Raw genomic sequence first — 15,950 nt, forward strand, 5'->3', positions numbered from 1 at the left:
CCCCTGTGAATAACATCGGTGTAATTCTCCCCAGAGTGGGGATAACCTGTGGATAACTTCGGTCGGTCCGCAGACACGAAGAACCCCTCGCCGCTGTGGCGAGGGGTTCTTGTCGTTCGTGGCGGTGGGTCAGCGCCACCGGGTGGTCATGAGGAAGCCGATGAGCGCGATACCCAGGCCGATGGCCAGGTTCCAGTTGTCGAGACCGGGGATCGGGAACTGCATGCCCGAGATGTAGAACACGAGGATCCACGCCAGACCGAGGAGCATGAAGCCGATCATCACCGGCTTGAACCAGACGGCGTTGGGAGCGGCGTCGCCTTCGGCGCGCTCGACAGCGGGTTCTTCGGTCTTGCGGTCACGTGCCATGTCGTCATTGTACCCGGGAGACCTCGGCGCCGCCGAGAGCGAAGATCAGCGGCCGCGGCCGTCGGGTCCCTTCTCCACAGGTGGGAGGGATATGATCGCGCGCATGACTGCATCTGTCGTGCCTGGGGGGCGACGCGGACGGCGGCAGCGACCACGGTCGCGCGCGACGTTCGCGAGCGTGCTCGGCGAACTCCTGCTGACGGCCGGCGTCGTCGTCCTCCTCTTCGTCGCCTGGCAGATGTGGATCGGCGACATCATCATCGCCGCCCAGAAGAACGAGGAGGGCGCCGCCATCTCGCAGCAGCTCGCCGCCGCCGAGGCTCCGGAGCCCCCGCCCCTCATCGAGACCGACGACGGCGAAACGGTCTACGAGGCTCCCGTCCCCGCGGCGCCTGCCGACGGCGAGTGGTTCGGGCAGATGCACATCCCGCGGTTCGGCGCCGACTACAACTTTGGCATCTACGGAGGGACGAGTCGCGCACGCACGCTCGACCAGAAGGGCATCGGGGTCTACACCCAGTCGAAGATGCCGGGGGAGGTGGGCAACTTCTCGCTGGCGGGCCACCGCACGACCTGGGGGAAGCCGTTCAACCAGCTCGACAAGCTCCACGTGGGCGACGCCATCGTCGTCGAGACGCCCGACGGCTGGTACACCTACCGGTTCCGCACCCTGGAGTACGTGAAGCCGTCGCAGACGGACGTGCTCGCGGATGTCCCGCAGATGCCCGCGCAGCAGACGGGGGAGCAGTACATCACCCTGACCGCCTGCTCGCCGCTGTACTCCCTCGCCGAGCGCATCGTCGCCTACGGCGTGTTCGAGAGCTTCCAGCCGCGGGCCGAGGGGCCCCCGCCCGCCCTCACCGATCCGCCACCGCCGCCGGCCGCGCCGTCCGTGTGACCCGCCTCCAGGAGAGAGAAGAACCATGTACGCCGCACTCTGGCGCCTGCTCCCCGGTCCGTGGTGGCTGCGGGTGATCATCCTGCTCGTGCTGATCGCCGCCGTGCTCTACGCGCTGTTCTGGTTCGTGTTCCCGTGGATCAGTCCCATCGTCGCGCCGGGCGAGGTCGACGTCGAATGACGCGAGTGCTCGTCGTGGACAACCACGACAGCTTCGTGCACACCCTCGTCGGCTACCTCCGCGAGCTCGGTGCCGATACGTCGCTCGTGGAGTCCGATGCGATCGATGCCGCCGGGATCGCGCGGCTGCTGGACCGGCACGACGCCCTTCTCCTCTCCCCGGGACCCGGTACGCCCGCGGATGCCGGGGTCTCGGTCGACGCGGTCCGCATCGCGCTGCGCCAGGGTGTGCCGACGCTCGGCGTCTGCCTCGGTCATCAGGTCATCGGGGCCGCCTTCGGCACCGCCGTGCGCTCGGCGCCGGAGGTGATGCACGGGATGGTCTCGGCGGTGCGCCACGACGGCTCCGCGCTGTTCGCCGGCATCCCCTCCCCGTTCGACGTGGGCCGCTACCACTCGCTCGCCCTGGCGGCGGACGAGCTCCCCGCCGAGATCGCACCGACCGCGGTCGCGCCGGACGGCACCGTGATGGCCCTCGCCCACCGGGCGCTCCCGCTGCACGGCGTGCAGTTCCACCCGGAGAGCGTGCTCACCCAGGGGGGCTACCGTCTGCTCGCGAACTGGCTCCGACTCTGCGGAGACACGGAGGCCGTCGCACGGTCCGCGCACCTCGATCCGCTGTCGCGCTGACCGGGCCGTGCGGCCGGGTCAGGAGCCGGTGCAGTAGCGGAGTTCGACCGACGAGCCCACCGGCACGTCCCCCGGGGCCACGGACATCGAGTGGACCGTCGCGGGATCCGTTGCCGGGCACTCGGGGGCCTCGGTCGGCACCGGCGTCAGCCCCAGATCCTCGAGCGCCTGGGTCGCCGAGTCCATCGACCAGCCCACGACGTTGTTGAGCGTCACCTTGCCGCTCGCCACCTCGAGGTTGACCACGGTGCCCGGAGCGACCTCGGCGTCCGCCTCTTCGCTCGCCGTCATGACGGTGTTGGCGGCCAGGCCCTTGTCGTTGCGCTGCGTGACCGTTCCGAGCTCCAGGCCCGCGGCCTTCAACGCCTTGGTCGCCCCGTCCAGCGACATGCCTTCGAGCTTGGGCACCACGACCGTCTCCTCGCCGGAGGAGACGTAGAGCGTGACGGTCGACCCCTGCTCGACGGACACGCCGCCCTCGGGATCGGTGCGGATGACATTGCCCTCGGCGATCGTCGCGCTCGACTCGATCACGATCTTGGACGAGAGATCCAGTTCGGCGAGATCATCCTGCGCGCGTTCGGACGCGACGTTCACGAGGTCGGGGATGACGCGCGACGTGCTGGGCACATCGGACGGCCGCATGCTGATCGTCCACACCCAGAACAGCACCGAGGCCAGGAGGACCGCCAGCAGGGCGACTCCCGCCCAGATCCACGCCACCGGCGGACCGGACTGCGTGCGGGTCATCGTCGTGTCGGTGCTGAGCTGCCGGAGCGACCGCGCCGTCTCCTGCGCTTGGCGCGGGCTCGGGCCGTAGAGCTCGCTGGTCAGCGCGCCGATCTGCTTGCGCGTGGGGGCGGCGCCGGTGACCGCGGCATCCAGGGCGGCGCGGAAGTGCGCGGCGTCCGGGTAGCGCTGATACGGGTCCTTGGCGAGGGCGCGGAGGACGATCGGGTCGAGGGCCGCGGGCGACTCCTCGTTGACCTCGGACGGCGGGACCGGCGTCTCGCTGACGTGCTGGTACGCGACGGCGACCGGGGACTCTCCGCGGAACGGCTGCCGACCGGTCAGCAGCTCGTAGAGCACGACACCGGTGGAGTAGAGGTCGGCGCGGGCGTCGACCGGCTCACCCTTGGCCTGCTCCGGCGAGAAGTACGCGGCCGTGCCGATGATCTGGGTGGTCTCGGCGACGGTGGAGGAGGAGTCGGACACCGCGCGGGCGATGCCGAAGTCCATCACCTTCACCTGGCCCTTGTCGGTGACCATGACGTTGCCGGGCTTGATGTCGCGGTGCACGACGCCGGCACGGTGCGAGTAGTCGAGCGCCTCGAGGATCCCGTCGACGTAGCGCACGGCGTCCTCGACCGGAACGGGCCCGTCGGCGATGATCTTCTTGAGCAGCGTGCCCTTGACCAGCTCCATGACGATGTACGGCGGCTCATCCGACGAGCTGTCGACGGTCGACGGGTCGCCCGCGTCGTACACGCGGACGATCGACGGGTGGGACATCCGGGACGCCGACTGCGCTTCCAGACGGAACCGCGTCCGGAAGCTGGTGTCCCGTGCGAGCTCCGGATCGAGGATCTTGATCGCGATCTCGCGACCGAGGGTCAGGTCGTACCCGCGGTACACCTTCGCCATCCCGCCGTGCCCGATGAGCTCGTCGACGCGGTACCGGCCCGCGATGACTCGTGGCTCTGTGGACACGGATGACCCCCTGGAAAACGACTTCGGCTGGATTGGATACTCAGGCTACCCTTGGGCGCCGTTTCCCCCGTCACCCTCGCCGTCCTGCGGAGCGACGATGGTGACGGACAGCGGAGGCGAGGCGTTGGAGGTGCGCTGGTCGCCTCCCGAGCAGAGGCCCTGGTAGGTGGCGATGAGCTGCTGGCCGACCGCGTCGCCGACGGTCACCTGCGCGTTGCGCTGGGTCGGCTGGAAGTTCGGTCCGCCCGAGGCGAAGCTGCCGTTCTGGAGCGACACCACGTATCCCGAGAGCGTCGTCCCGCTGGGGCAGGTGAAGCCGGTGCCCCAGGAGATCGTCACCGTGCTGCCGGCGACCGGGTCGCCGGTGATCGTCGGCTGGTCGGTCGGGGTGGGCAGCGGCGTGCGGCCCGCGTAGACGGTGAGCGCGATCGGCGTGGTCGTCTCGACGTTGCCCGTCGGCTGCACGCGGTAGACCTTGCCCACGTCGCCATCGGTGGGCGCGGGGTCGCCGTCGCCACACGTGATGTCGCTGAAGCCGGCGTCCTTGAGCGTGGCCGTCGCCGTCGCGCAGTCCATCCCCGTGAGGTTGAGCGCCGTCACGTCGACGCGCGTCTCCTCCGGGGTGGGCTCCTGAGAAGGCGTCTGGGTCTGGGTCTGCGTGGGGGTGCGGGTCGCGGAGCCGGTCGGGTCGGGATCCGCCTCCTTGCCCTGGTTGCCGAACAGCGCCCACAGCGTGCCGGCGACGACGATGAGCAGCAGTACGAGCAGGGCGATGAGCGGCCAGGTCCACGCGCTGCGCTTCTTCTTCTTCTTCTCCTCCTCGTCCGTCGCCGCCGCATCGGTGGGCAGCTGCGCGGTGGTGGGGAGGATGCGGGTCGTGCCGTCGTCACCCGTGGAGGTGAGCATCCGCGTGGCGTCGTCGTCGCCGGCGATGCCTCCGGTCGCGATGGCAGGCACGGCGATGGCGGCCGAGTTCAGATCGCCACGGCGCAGGGCCTGTGCGGCACGGGCCACCGTCGCCGACGAGGACGGGCGGTCCGCAGGCTTCTTGGCGATCATCGCCATGACGAGGTTCTGCACCGGGATCGGGACCGTCGGGGGCAGCGGCGGCGGCTGCTCATTGATCTGCGCCATCGCGATCGCGACCTGCGACTCGCCCGTGAACGGGCGCTTGCCGGCGAGGCACTCATACGCGACGATGCCGAGCGAGTACGTGTCGGTCGCGGGGGAGGCGGGGTGACCCGACGCCTGCTCCGGAGACAGGTACTGGACGGTTCCCATCACCTGACCGGTCGCGGTGAGCGGCACCTGGTCGGCGATGCGTGCGATGCCGAAGTCGGTGATCTTGACGCGGCCGTCGGGCGTGATCAGGAGGTTGCCGGGCTTGATGTCGCGGTGCACGAGGCCCGCGGCGTGAGCCGCCTGCAGGGCGGAGGCGGTCTGCGCGACGATGTCGAGGGTCTTGTCGGCGCTCAGCGCGCCGTCGCGCTCCAGGATCGTCGAGAGCGCCTCGCCGGGCACGAGCTCCATGACGAGGTACGCGCTGCCGTTCTCCTCGCCGTAGTCGAACACGCTGGCGATGCCCTCGTGGTTGACGAGCGCGGCGTGACGCGCCTCCGCGCGGAAACGCTCGAGGAACCCGGGGTCCCCCATGTACTCGTCCTTGAGGATCTTGATGGCGACGGTGCGTCCGATGACGTGATCCGTCGCCTCCCACACCTCGCCCATGCCGCCGATCGCAATCCGCGACTGCAGCTCGTAGCGACCACCGAACGACACACCCTGCGTCGGTCTCATCTGCCCAGCACCGCCTCTATGACCTTCTTCGCAATCGGAGCGGCGATGGTGTCCCCGCTTCCTGATTGACCCTGTCCGCCGCCGTTCTCGACGACGACCGCTACTGCGACCGCGGGGTCGTCCGCGGGGGCGAACCCCGTGAACCACAGCGTGTGCGGCCTGTTTCCGTTCTCCGCCGTTCCCGTCTTACCGGCCACGTCGACCCCGTCTATTCTTGCACCCTGGGCCGCGCCGTTTGAGACGCTCGCGACCATGGCGGAGGTGACGTCGTCCGCCACATCCGCCTCCATCGCCCGGCCGAACTCGGTGCTGTCGAACGACCGGATCACCGAGAGGTCGTTGCCGATCACGGCGTCCACCATCTGCGGGTTCATGACCACGCCGTCGTTGGCGATGCCCGCCGAGACCATGGCGATCTGGAGGGGCGTCGCGGTGACCTGCCCCTGGCCGAAGCCGGTGAGCGCGGTCTGCGCGTCGTCCAGGCCCTGCGGGTAGCTGGAGGGCGTCGAGGTGAGCGGGGTGTCGAAGCTGCGGTTGAAGCCGAACTTCTCCGCCATCTCCCGGATCGTGTCGTCGCCGAGCTCGACGGCGAGCTCGGCCATCGGGATGTTGCAGCTCAGCCGGATGGCCTCGGCGATCGTGACGGTCGCACCGGAGCCGCAGGTGCCGCCCCACGCGTTGGACACGCGGCTGGACGAGCCGGGCAGCGTGTAGGAGGCCGGGTTCGGCAGCGTCGACTGCGGAGTCCACTCGCCGCTCGCGTACGCGGCTGCCGCCACGACGAGCTTGAAGGTCGAGCCCGGGGGATTGAGGTCGCCGGCGATCGCGCGGTTCGATAGGGGCTTACCCGGGTCTGCGACGAGCTGGTCGTACGTCGCGTTGGCCGCGTTGGCGTCGTGCGTGGCCATGAGGTTGGTGTCGAAGCCCGGGGTGGAGGCCATCGCGAGGATACGCCCCGTCTTCGGGTCCATCGCGACGACGGCACCCTGCAACCCGTCGAGGGCGTCGGTGGCGGCCCGCTGTGCGGCGGTGTTCAGCGACAGCTCGACGCTGAAGCCGCGCTGCGGCTGGCCGGAGAGGATCCGCTCGATCTCCGCGAAGAAGGCGTTGGATCCGGTGCCGGAGAGGTCGGCGTTCATCGCCTTCTCGATCCCGGTGCTGGAGCCGAGGGCCGGGTTGAAGTACCCGGTGACGGGCTCCCACATCGTCGGATCGGTGTACACGCGCTGGAACCGGTACTGGTCGTCGCTGGGGACCGAGCTGGCGATCGCGTTGCCGTCGACGATGATCGCGCCTCGCTGGATCTCGTAGCTGTCGAGCCGCGTGCGCTTGTTGTGCGGGTTCTGCGCCAGTTCATCGGTCTCGACGACCTGGATCCAGCTCGTCGCGGCGAACAGCGCGACGAACATGAACAGCATGATCACGCTGAGTCTGCGGAGTTCTTTGGTCATGTCAGCCGATCACCACCCGGGGCTGACGGCGGACGCCGTCGGAGATGCGGAGCAGGAGTGCCACGATGAGCCAGTTCGCGACCAGCGACGACCCGCCGGCGGCGAGGAACGGCGTGGTCAGACCGGTCAGCGGAATCACCCGGGTGACACCGCCGACCATGATGAAAACCTGCAGGGCGATCGTGAACGAGAGGCCGGTCGCGAGCAGCTTGCCGAAGTCGTCCTGGCCGGCGAGGCCGATGCGGATCCCGCGGCTCACGAACACCATGTAGAGGCACAGGATCGCGAACAGGCCGATGAGGCCGAGTTCCTCGCCGAGGCTGGTGATGATGTAGTCGCTGTGGGCGAGCGGGGTGATCTCGGGCCGGCCCTGACCCCAGCCCGTCCCCATGAGTCCCCCGCGAGCGAGGCCGAACAGGCCCTGCATGGGCTGGTAGCCCGGACCGTCCGGATCGACCTTCGAGGAGTCGAAGAGGAACAGCCAGTTGGTGAAGCGTCCCTGCACGTAGCTGAGGATCTGCGTCGCCACGGCCACCCCGGCGACCACCAGTCCGAGGCCGATCAGCACCCAGCTGGTCTTGCCGGTGGCGACGTAGAGCATGGCGACGAACATGCCGAAGATCAGCGTCCCGGTGCCCAGGTCGCGCTGGAAGACGATGATGCCCAGGGAGATGAGCCACACGACCAGGACCGGACCGAGTTCGCGCATGCGCGGCCAGGTGATCCCGAGCACGCGCTTGCCGACGGAGGTGAGGCTCTCCCGTGTGCGGACGAGGTAGCCGGCGAAGAAGATCGCGAGACAGATCTTGGCGAGTTCGCCCGGCTGGAAGGCGAACATGCCGCCGAGCGACACCCAGACCTGCGCGTTCGCGTCCGGGATCCGCAGTCCGGGGACGAACGGCAGCAGGAGCAGCAGGATTCCGGCGAGGCCGAAGATGTAGGTGTACCGGAAGAGGATCCGGTAGTTGCGCAGCAGGATGACGACCGTGATCGCGCCTGCCAGCGAGATGGCCGTCCACGCGAGCTGCTTGGTGGAGTACGCGTTCCACCCGGTGTTCCCGTAGGCGATGTCGATGCGGTAGATCATCGCCACGCCGAGGCCGGTGAGGAGCGTCGCGATCGGCACGACGAACGGGTCGGCGTCGGCGGCGACGAAGCGGAGCACGATGTGCAGCGCGAAAGCGAGAGCGGCGAGCCCGCCGCCGATCGCGAGGATCATCGGGTCGATCGTGCCGAGGGCGCCCAGCTGGACGAGGGTGAGGGCCGCACCGCTGAGTGCGCAGGCGAACAGGAGCAGCCAGAACTCGCGGTTGCGCTGGGTCTGCGGCATCCGCAGGCGGCGCAGCGCCTTGATGACCGTGGTGTCGGCCTGCACGTCGGTGCTCATCCGGCACCCCCCGACGGGGTGGCGCTGGGGCTCGGGAGGGGAGTGGGCAGGGGCGTCTGCTCGATGATGTTGGCCTCGGCGCCGGTGCGCAGCCGCTCGACGATGGCCATCGCGTCGGAGAGGGACCGCGCGCTGATGGTGCGCTCGACCGAGGCCCGCTGGTAGGGCGGCAGGTTCGCGAGGAGGATCTCGGTGTCTTCCACCGGGGTGGAGAGGGTGATCGGCCCGATGTTCTGCTGGACGCCCTGGAAGATCACGACGCTGTCCTCATCGGCGCCGATGAAGTACCGCGTCTGCGTCCAGCTGTAGGCGGCGAACGCCGCGAAGCCGAGCATGGCGAGCACGACGAGGGTGCCGGCGATCCAGCCGAGCCGGCGGCGCTTGGCGCGACGACGGTCCTCCTCGATGAGCTCCTCGAGGTACTCCGGCGCCGGTTCGAAGTGGCTCGGCTCGTTGGCCGCCTGTCGCACCGGGTGCAGCCAGTTGCTGCGCGGCGCGCGCACCGGCGGCACGTAGACACCGGAGGGGTTCGACGCGGCGCCGACGATCGTGGCGGTGCCGGAGTGGACCGGATGCTGCCCGCCCACGTCGACCAAGACGATCGTGACGTTGTCCGGGGCGCCGCCGTCGAGGGCCTGCTTGAGGAGGTTGTCGGCCGTGCGTCCGGGGGCGAGCCCGAGCTGCATGGTCTTGAGGATCCGCGCCTCGTCCACCACGCCCGAGAGACCGTCGGAGCACAGCAGCCAGCGATCGCCCGGCTGCGCGTGCATGACGAACATGTCGAGCTCGGGGTCGGCGTCCATGTCGCTGAGCACCCGCATGAGCACCGAGCGCCGCGGGTGGTACCGGGCTTCCTCCGGCGTGATGCGACCGGAGTCGACCAGCCGCTGCACGAACGTGTGGTCGGCGGTGATCTGCGTGAGGGCGTCGTCGCGGTAGAGGTAGATGCGGGAGTCGCCGATGTGGCCGATGACCGCATACTCGTCGACCATGATGATGGCGCTGAGCGTGGTGCCGAGACCGGCGAGTTCGGGGCGGTCCTTGGCGGCGCGGATGAGGTCGCCCGCGGCGGTCGTCGCGGCCGCCTGCAGCGCGGCCTGCGCGTCCTCCGTCGAGGCGTAGGGCTGATCGAGCGGCTCCATGCGCTGGATCGCGATGCTCGAGGCGACATCGCCGCCCGCGTGGCCGCCCATGCCGTCGGCGACGACGAACAGGTTCGCCCCGGAGTACCCGGAGTCCTGGTTGTTGGAGCGGACCTTTCCCGTGTGGGAGATCGCGGCGCTCGAGCCTTCGAAGACCATGCCGGCGTCAGGCCCTCAACTCGAACGTCGTGGCGCCCACCTTGACGGGCGTGCCGAGACTGAGCGCAACCGGCCCCCCGGTCACCCGCTGCCCGGCCACGAACGTGCCGTTGGTCGAGTCGAGGTCCTGGATCGCCCAGGTGTCGCCGCGGAGGAGCAGCCGGGCATGGTGGCTGGACGTGTAGTCGTCGCGGATCACCAGGGCCGATTCGCTGGAGCGGCCGATCGTCATCGCGTCGGCGCCGAGGGGGAGCTCGAGACCGGCCTTCGGGCCCGACGTGATCACGAGGCGCTTCGCGGTGGCCACGGTCGCCGGTCCGGACGACGGCCGCGACGACGAGGGACGCGCGGGGGAGGCCGGTGCTGCGGCTGCCGCCGGCGCTCCGGCCGTGGCCTCGACCGGCAGCTTGCGCGCGCGGACGCCGAACAGGTCGGCCCGGAGGGAGTAGACCACGCCGAACACGAAGAACCACATCAGCACGAGGAAGCCGATGCGGAGGAGAAGGAGGACCAGTTCGCTCATCCGAGGGCTCCGAACGCGCGGGTCGCGTCGTCGCCCGGGCGGGACGCGCGCGACGGAGTGGCGACGGGGACGATGCGGAACACCAGGTCGGTGCGCCCGATGGTGATCGTCGTGTCGGAGGGGAGGGCGGCCTCGCGGAGCTTCTGACCGTCGACCTTGGTGCCGTTCGTCGAGCCCATATCGCGGAGCATCGCGCGCTCGCCGTCCCAGAGGATCTCAGCGTGGCGACGGCTCGATCCGGCGTCGGCGATGGTGATGTCGGCGTCGGATCCCCGTCCGATGACCGTGCGCGCTCGCGTCAGGGTGTGCCGGCGTCCGTCGACGTCGACCACCGCCTGCCAGCTCACGCGTCCTTCGACCGCACCGGACGTCACGCGCACGGTGCCGGTGGCGACCTTGTCGTCCGCGTCGAGAGTGATCGACAGTGGGCCGGCGAAGCTGTAGCCCTGCGACTTCGCGTGCTTCGTGAGGAGGGCGTGCAGCTCGTCCGTCAGCGCACCGCCGAGTCCGCGCATCCGCTCCGCGTCGTCGGGGCTGAGGCGCACGACGAAGTTGTTGGGGGCGATGATGCGGTCGCGACTCACCACAGCCGCGGTCGTGTCCGCCTCGCGCCGCAGCGCCGAGGCGATCTCCACGGGCTGGATGCCGCTGCGGAAGGTCTTCGCGAACGCGCTGTTCACCGCGCGCTCGAGACCCTTCTCAAAGCTGTCAAGTAGTCCCACTGGGCTCCTCTGGCATGCCGACCGTTAGCCACATCGTAGCCAGGTGAGCTGGGGGAACGCCGCCGACGCCCCTCGCCGGGTGTGCATCGGGGGCGAAATCGCGTGATATCCTCGGAAAGTTGAGTTCTTCGGAGCGAGACACTCGCGCGAGTGGCGGAATGGTAGACGCGCTGGCTTCAGGTGCCAGTGTCCTTATGGACGTGGGGGTTCAAGTCCCCCCTCGCGCACGCGAAGGTGTGGAGGTCATGCACCCGATCTGTTTATGAAATTGGTCCGGTTTCGTTACGAAACCGGACCAATTTTGTTTTACGGCCGCTAAACGCGCGATCTGTGGGTCCGCGAGGGAGATCGGCTGCCCCAGAACGGGGAGCCTCTTTGCGCAACCCGAACCTTCCTTACACACCTTTTCGGATGTGTTCAGGGGGCGGGACAACGGCCCGGGGGCCGTGCCACGATGAGGGCTCCATCGACTATCCAGGGGGCATTCATGGCCACGACGATTGAGCGCACATCGACACGGCGGGTGGGTGTGTTCGCAGCTGTCGCAGCGGCGGTCGCACTGTGCTTCGCGCTTGTCGCATCTCCGGCGTATGCCGCAGGATCCTTCAATGTGAAGGCGACGCCCGGCGGATGTACTCAGACGGACTTCAAGGGGTCCAGCAGCGGTAACACCGGATACACCCAGCACGCCAATGTCATCTGCGCCACGCACCTGCTGGTGAGTGTGCAGCTCACGAAGAACGGCGCTACTGCACCGAGGCAGACGTCGACGGGCGGCTACATCTCGTCCACCCTCACCGGCTCGGGCACCATCACCGGTAAGCACCAGCTCTGCGTCTGGCAGGCCGCATCGTTCTGGTACAACTGCGACTTCACGCGGAACACGTGACTCGGAAGGCAGCAGCCGCCTTCACGGGTCTTGCGGTCGTTCTCGTCTGTCTTGTCGGTTGTACCGGCGTGGCGGACGGGGGCGACCCTTCCGCGAGTCGGGGGCCGGACGAGATCCGCGCAGAGATCCAGGGCTCGGCGGGGGTGATGGCTGATCAAGGCCGAAAGGAGCAGGCGGAAGCGTTCCGTGATGGCGTGGTCGATGAGGATGAGTACCTGCAGGCTCTGCGCAGCCTGCGCTCGTGCATCGAGGAGGGTGGATACGGCTTCAGTGAGCCAGCTTTGAGTCCGGTGACCGGGCTGAACTACGAGTTCGTCTACTACTCGAACGGACGCGACGAGGAGAAGGCCGGCAAGGACTACGCCGAGTGCGAGGCCCAGTACTGGCAGCCGCTCCAGGGCTATTACTTCTCCACCCACGCGCAGCGGATGGACGAGCAGCTGAAGAATGCCGTGCTGCAGTGCATGGATGACAAGGGGCACCCTGGCGTCGCGGACGGCACGAACCTTGTGGAAATCTCACCCATCATCGGCGACGACGAGGATGCCAGGGTTGCGGCGCGCGAGTGCGCGACCAAAGAAGCTGAACGGCTGTATCCGGAGCTGCCTTCGGTCACAGTCTTCGACTGAGTTGCGAGGGAATCAGGATGAACAAGTACCTCCGATGGGTTGCGGTAGTGGGAGGGATCGTCATCGCGCTGGTGTCCGTGGGACTTCTCATCAGCGGCTCCACGCTTGAGGCGGCGAGCGAACGCGGGACTCTGATCGATGCGTCCGGCGTTGCCCCGAGCGCGGAGATGGTGGCGGCGGTCGCGCAGCCGCGAATCGTGCTGGGGATCGCGGGTGTGGTCCAAGCAGTAGCGCTCTTGCTGCTTGTGTGGGTGAGGTCGAGGGCGATGGTGGTTATCGGAGTCATTGTCAGCGCCGCGGCGCTTGCCGCGCTCGTCGTCGTCGCGGTCATCTGGCCGTTCGAGGGGATCAACATCCCAGCGATCCTCCCCGTGGCCATCGCCGTCGTGCTCACGGTGATCGTTACTGGGAGTCGGCTACGCGCTCGACTCCCCGCGCAGCGGTAGTAGCGATGACGGATGACGCAGCGCAGAGAGGGCGCACACATCGCCACGGGTGGCGGGCCGGTGTCGTCGTGCTGGTTTCCGCCATCTGGGCCATAGTCCCCATCGGGACGGCCGCGTATCTGCTGCACCAGTCTTCCTTGGTCGAGCTTCCCAGTGAGCAGCAAGTGTGGGAACCGATTCGGCCGGCGCCGTCGTCTGTCGAGGAGCAGTCCGGGCTCGCACTTACATGGTCCCCGCCGGCCGACATCATCGCCCCGGCGTGGAGCGGAATCGTTCAGTCTGTCGGGATTGAAACGGGCGGGGCGCTCGACTCGGGGGTGACGGTCGCCAAGATCGGGGGCATCCAGCGGCTTGCGTATGCCTCGGCCGAACCTTTCAGTAGGTCGTTGTCGGTGGACGACCGCGGCACTGATGTCGCGGACTTGAACAGGCTCCTGGCTTCTCGTGAGCTCAACCATGCCGGGGGGGACTACTTCACGTGGGAAACGCGCCTCGGAGTGCAGAAGCTCGCGGAATCACTCGGAGCGGGCAGGAACGTCACGACGTTCGATCCTTCATGGGTGATCTATCTGTCGGCACCCGTGAGCATTGAAACGGTTGACCTCGTGGTGGGCGCCCCGGCGCCCACTGAGGGAACCGTCATCGCGACGGGATACCCGAGACTTTCGGCGGCTACTCTGACGACGTTCTCCGCGGCGAAGGACCTGCTCTCCGATGAGCAGGCCGCTACGCCAGAGGCAGTTCCGCTTCCCGACGACGCCGCCCTCGTTCTCGACGATCAGGAGCTCGTGTTGGCTGCGGACCGGGCGTCGGTCGCGCCCGAGTCGCTCCCGGCTGTCGAGGCGGTGGTGAGCCAGGGTGCGCGCGCAATAGTGGTGAAGACCCGGATTCCGGGCGTCGAGGGGTGGTCCGTGCCGTCGGTCGCGGTGTATGTCGATGCGGCGGGGTCATCCTGTGTGCTCGTGCGCACCGACGGTGACACGCGCGCGGTCCTCGTGACACTCGCATCGACCGGGGACCAGACAGCGATTGTGAGTGGCGCTCTCTCTCCGGGGGACGACATCGCGACGAACCCATCCTTGGACCCGCAGTCGTGTTCGTAGAGTTCGCCGGGGTGTCGAAGCGGTTCGGAGAGCGTCAGGTCCTCGATGAGGTGTCCTTTCGCGCCGTTGGGCCCGCGATGGTCGGTCTCGTGGGACCGTCCGGAGCAGGCAAGAGCACAGTGCTCGGGATGATTGCCGGAATGGAGGCCTCGGACCGCGGCCACGTTCGGACCAGTGTCGAGACTTCCGGTGGCGCACTCGGGTGGATCGTCCAGTCCTCGCCTCTCCTGACCAGGCGCACAGTGTGGGACAACGTGGCGCTGGGTGGCCGCTGTCTTGGTTTCTCACCTGACATGCAAAAAGTGACGAGCATCCTTGAGCGCCTACGCATCGACGGGCTTGCGCAGCAGAAGGTGAAACGACTGTCGAGAGGTGAGCGTCAGCGTGTGGCGGTCGCGCGTGGTCTCGTTGCTCGGGCGGAGATCCTGCTCGCGGACGAACCCACCGCGTCACTGGATGCGGTTGCGCGGGATGCAGTCACTGACGCCTTGAAGGAGGCGGGGCGGAGCTGCTTGGTGCTTGTCGCGACGCACGATCCGCGGGTCGCTGCAGCGTGCGATGTGGTGTTCAAAGTCGACGGTGGGGCGATCCTCGATGCGCGCTAGGGGGACGTTGCGTGTGCGAGATGCACTCGACGAGACGCTCGCGAACCTCCGCGCACGCTGGGCGTCGTCCCTGTTCGTGTTCCTCGCTGTTCTTGTGCTGGCCTTCGCGTCGATGGCAATGGTCGTCAATGAGGCGTCGTCGATAGCGAGCGATCAGCAGGACCTTTTCGACAGGGGCGGGACGGGCTTCATCATCTCGGACGGGGATGCGGGTGCCAGTCTTTCGGCGGTGCGCTGTGAAGAGCTGAACCATGTCGCCGGAGTGGCATCCGCGGGCGCGCGCGGATCCCTCACTCCAACTGTCGGCGGCTTCCCTGCACGGCTCGTCACCAGCGGGTACGTCCGTTCCGTGCACCCGGGCGTCGACGCCACGGCAGCTACGGTCGCTGGCGCGAGCATTGCCTCTGCCTGGCACTTCGTGGAGGGCAGCGGGATCCGGCTGAGTGACGGTGGGGTCGTGAGCCTTGACGCCGTGCCTGCGAAGTCCGACCGGGATCCTCGCGTAGACGGAGAGGTCTTGGTCGTGGCTCCTGCGTCCTCGATGCAGGCTTCGGAGTGTGTGGTCATCAGTGCGATCTCCTCCCGGGCGGGGGTGGAGGCTCTTGCGACGAACTGGTTCGCGCCGCAGGCCACGTCGGTGTCTCCGCTCGCACCGCAGTTAGGTGCGGCGTCCGGTGTGCACGACCGCTTCATGGGCCGCTCGAGCATCGCTGTTCTTTTGGCAACGGGAGGTCTTGCCGTGCTCATGCTTGTGGGAGTGTGGATCTCGCGGCGCTCCGACTTCGCGCTCTACCGGCTGCTCGGCGCGAAGCGCGGTGCGTTGACCGCCGGGTTGCTGATGGAGTGCGCGCTTCTTCTCTGGATCCCGTCTCTGGCCGGTATCGGGTTTGCCGTCGCTGCTCGACCAGAGTTCGTTTCCGGCCCGGTGTTCGAGGCAGTGACGTTGGCTGCGTTGCAGTTTGTGGTGATGGGATGTGCGGCGCTGCCGCTTGGTGTCCTGCTTTTGTTGACGAAGAACCCGTCGGGCCTCATCCGCGAAGGGGCATGACCGGGGATCCGGCCATATCGTCGGCGCATGCCTCAGACGAGCCGTCCGCCGCCTCCGAAAAAGGTCTGTAAGGATTCCGCGGGATCCGCAAGGGACTCGTTCGCCTCCGATACTGGACATTGATCGACAGCCCGGCGGTATCGCCGTCAATGAGAGCACGGTGGTGTGGCCCGAACTGGGGATGACTCTCACCACCGGGGCGACGATAGCCCGCGGCGTCGGGAACTGCGCTACGGGCACCTACTGTGCATACAGCGGAAGC

17 protein-coding genes and 1 tRNA gene are annotated in these 15,950 nt (G+C 68.1%); 10 read left to right on the forward strand and 8 right to left on the reverse strand.

All coding sequences use genetic code 11. The features are described 5' to 3' along the window. Positions 1-129: 129 nt before the first annotated feature. Entirely contained in the window at positions 130-369 is a 240-nt protein-coding gene (locus tag KAF39_RS04545) for a cell division protein CrgA (RefSeq protein ID WP_025102888.1), read from the reverse strand. Positions 370-472: 103 nt separating this feature from the next. Between KAF39_RS04545 and KAF39_RS04550 the strand changes: the two genes are divergently transcribed. From KAF39_RS04550 to KAF39_RS04560, 3 genes are read left to right on the forward strand one after another with little or no spacing between them, the layout of a single operon-like run. Next, a complete protein-coding gene (locus tag KAF39_RS04550; protein ID WP_210676147.1) occupies positions 473-1,267 on the forward strand; it encodes a class E sortase in 795 nt (264 codons plus the stop codon). A 25-nt stretch (positions 1,268-1,292) separates the two neighbouring features. Beyond that, positions 1,293-1,448: a hypothetical protein gene (locus KAF39_RS04555; RefSeq protein WP_210676148.1), complete on the forward strand. Its 156-nt coding sequence runs from the start codon at positions 1,293-1,295 to the stop codon at positions 1,446-1,448. After that, complete coding sequence (locus KAF39_RS04560; protein ID WP_210676149.1) at positions 1,445-2,077, forward strand: aminodeoxychorismate/anthranilate synthase component II; 633 nt, start codon at positions 1,445-1,447, stop codon at positions 2,075-2,077. The genes KAF39_RS04555 and KAF39_RS04560 overlap by 4 nt, the downstream gene beginning before the upstream one ends. Positions 2,078-2,095: 18 nt before the next feature. Here the strand turns inward: KAF39_RS04560 and pknB are convergent, their stop codons facing one another. Genes pknB through KAF39_RS04595 form a run of 7 tightly spaced genes read right to left on the reverse strand, consistent with a single transcriptional unit; the run spans position 2,096 to position 10,968 of the window. Then, a complete protein-coding gene (gene pknB, locus KAF39_RS04565; RefSeq protein WP_210676150.1) occupies positions 2,096-3,787 on the reverse strand; it encodes a Stk1 family PASTA domain-containing Ser/Thr kinase in 1,692 nt (563 codons plus the stop codon). Between the two features lie 45 nt (positions 3,788-3,832). Beyond that, a complete protein-coding gene (locus KAF39_RS04570; protein ID WP_246878230.1) occupies positions 3,833-5,584 on the reverse strand; it encodes a serine/threonine-protein kinase in 1,752 nt (583 codons plus the stop codon). Beyond that, on the reverse strand, positions 5,581-7,035 hold the full coding sequence (locus KAF39_RS04575; protein ID WP_210676151.1) for a penicillin-binding protein 2: 1,455 nt from the start codon (positions 7,033-7,035) through the stop codon (positions 5,581-5,583). The genes KAF39_RS04570 and KAF39_RS04575 overlap by 4 nt, the downstream gene beginning before the upstream one ends. A gap of 1 nt (position 7,036) precedes the next feature. Then, the gene (locus KAF39_RS04580; protein WP_210676152.1) at positions 7,037-8,422 is read right to left on the reverse strand and encodes an FtsW/RodA/SpoVE family cell cycle protein; all 1,386 of its coding nucleotides are present in this window, start codon (positions 8,420-8,422) and stop codon (positions 7,037-7,039) included. Then, positions 8,419-9,723, reverse strand: a complete 1,305-nt coding sequence (locus tag KAF39_RS04585; protein ID WP_210676153.1) for a PP2C family serine/threonine-protein phosphatase — start codon at positions 9,721-9,723, stop codon at positions 8,419-8,421. Before KAF39_RS04585 ends, KAF39_RS04580 begins: the two co-directional genes overlap by 4 nt. Positions 9,724-9,730: 7 nt before the next feature. Further along, on the reverse strand, positions 9,731-10,246 hold the full coding sequence (locus KAF39_RS04590; protein ID WP_210676154.1) for an FHA domain-containing protein: 516 nt from the start codon (positions 10,244-10,246) through the stop codon (positions 9,731-9,733). Further along, positions 10,243-10,968 carry a DUF3662 and FHA domain-containing protein gene (locus KAF39_RS04595; RefSeq protein WP_210676155.1) on the reverse strand — a complete coding sequence of 242 codons (726 nt, stop codon included), beginning with the start codon at positions 10,966-10,968 and terminating at the stop codon, positions 10,243-10,245. The genes KAF39_RS04590 and KAF39_RS04595 overlap by 4 nt, the downstream gene beginning before the upstream one ends. Before the next feature lie 144 nt (positions 10,969-11,112). Here KAF39_RS04595 and KAF39_RS04600 point away from each other — a divergent pair. The 7 genes from KAF39_RS04600 to KAF39_RS04630 all read left to right on the forward strand — a co-directional run bounded on the left by KAF39_RS04600 (position 11,113) and on the right by KAF39_RS04630 (position 15,688). Next, a tRNA-Leu gene (locus KAF39_RS04600) sits at positions 11,113-11,195 on the forward strand. A 383-nt stretch (positions 11,196-11,578) separates the two neighbouring features. Then, positions 11,579-11,857 (forward strand): hypothetical protein, encoded by a 279-nt coding sequence (locus tag KAF39_RS04605; protein WP_210676156.1) that lies wholly within the window; start codon positions 11,579-11,581, stop codon positions 11,855-11,857. After that, positions 11,854-12,486 (forward strand): hypothetical protein, encoded by a 633-nt coding sequence (locus KAF39_RS04610; RefSeq protein ID WP_210676157.1) that lies wholly within the window; start codon positions 11,854-11,856, stop codon positions 12,484-12,486. Before KAF39_RS04605 ends, KAF39_RS04610 begins: the two co-directional genes overlap by 4 nt. A 17-nt stretch (positions 12,487-12,503) precedes the next feature. Then, positions 12,504-12,932: a hypothetical protein gene (locus KAF39_RS04615; RefSeq protein ID WP_210676158.1), complete on the forward strand. Its 429-nt coding sequence runs from the start codon at positions 12,504-12,506 to the stop codon at positions 12,930-12,932. A 68-nt stretch (positions 12,933-13,000) separates the two neighbouring features. Then, positions 13,001-14,035: a hypothetical protein gene (locus KAF39_RS04620; RefSeq protein WP_210676159.1), complete on the forward strand. Its 1,035-nt coding sequence runs from the start codon at positions 13,001-13,003 to the stop codon at positions 14,033-14,035. Between the two features lie 11 nt (positions 14,036-14,046). Continuing rightward, positions 14,047-14,640, forward strand: coding sequence for an ABC transporter ATP-binding protein (locus KAF39_RS04625; RefSeq protein WP_210676160.1), 594 nt, complete (start codon positions 14,047-14,049; stop codon positions 14,638-14,640). Between the two features lie 13 nt (positions 14,641-14,653). Beyond that, positions 14,654-15,688, forward strand: a complete 1,035-nt coding sequence (locus KAF39_RS04630; RefSeq protein ID WP_210676161.1) for a hypothetical protein — start codon at positions 14,654-14,656, stop codon at positions 15,686-15,688. Positions 15,689-15,950 lie beyond the last annotated feature (262 nt).

It is taken from the genome of Microbacterium sp. BLY (assembly GCF_017939615.1).
Taxonomy (GTDB): domain Bacteria; phylum Actinomycetota; class Actinomycetes; order Actinomycetales; family Microbacteriaceae; genus Microbacterium.

Bases quoted from the DNA above. Each gene is read 5' to 3' on its own strand.
- KAF39_RS04590 (WP_210676154.1), bottom strand. From the start codon at position 10,246: ATGAGCGAACTGGTCCTCCTTCTCCTCCGCATCGGCTTCCTCGTGCTG.
- KAF39_RS04615 (WP_210676158.1), top strand. From the start codon at position 12,504: ATGAACAAGTACCTCCGATGGGTTGCGGTAGTGGGAGGGATCGTCATC.
- KAF39_RS04575 (WP_210676151.1), bottom strand. From the start codon at position 7,035: ATGACCAAAGAACTCCGCAGACTCAGCGTGATCATGCTGTTCATGTTC.
- KAF39_RS04550 (WP_210676147.1), top strand. From the start codon at position 473: ATGACTGCATCTGTCGTGCCTGGGGGGCGACGCGGACGGCGGCAGCGA.
- KAF39_RS04580 (WP_210676152.1), bottom strand. From the start codon at position 8,422: ATGAGCACCGACGTGCAGGCCGACACCACGGTCATCAAGGCGCTGCGC.
- KAF39_RS04555 (WP_210676148.1), top strand. From the start codon at position 1,293: ATGTACGCCGCACTCTGGCGCCTGCTCCCCGGTCCGTGGTGGCTGCGG.
- KAF39_RS04585 (WP_210676153.1), bottom strand. From the start codon at position 9,723: ATGGTCTTCGAAGGCTCGAGCGCCGCGATCTCCCACACGGGAAAGGTC.
- KAF39_RS04570 (WP_246878230.1), bottom strand. From the start codon at position 5,584: ATGAGACCGACGCAGGGTGTGTCGTTCGGTGGTCGCTACGAGCTGCAG.
- KAF39_RS04545 (WP_025102888.1), bottom strand. From the start codon at position 369: ATGGCACGTGACCGCAAGACCGAAGAACCCGCTGTCGAGCGCGCCGAA.
- KAF39_RS04560 (WP_210676149.1), top strand. From the start codon at position 1,445: ATGACGCGAGTGCTCGTCGTGGACAACCACGACAGCTTCGTGCACACC.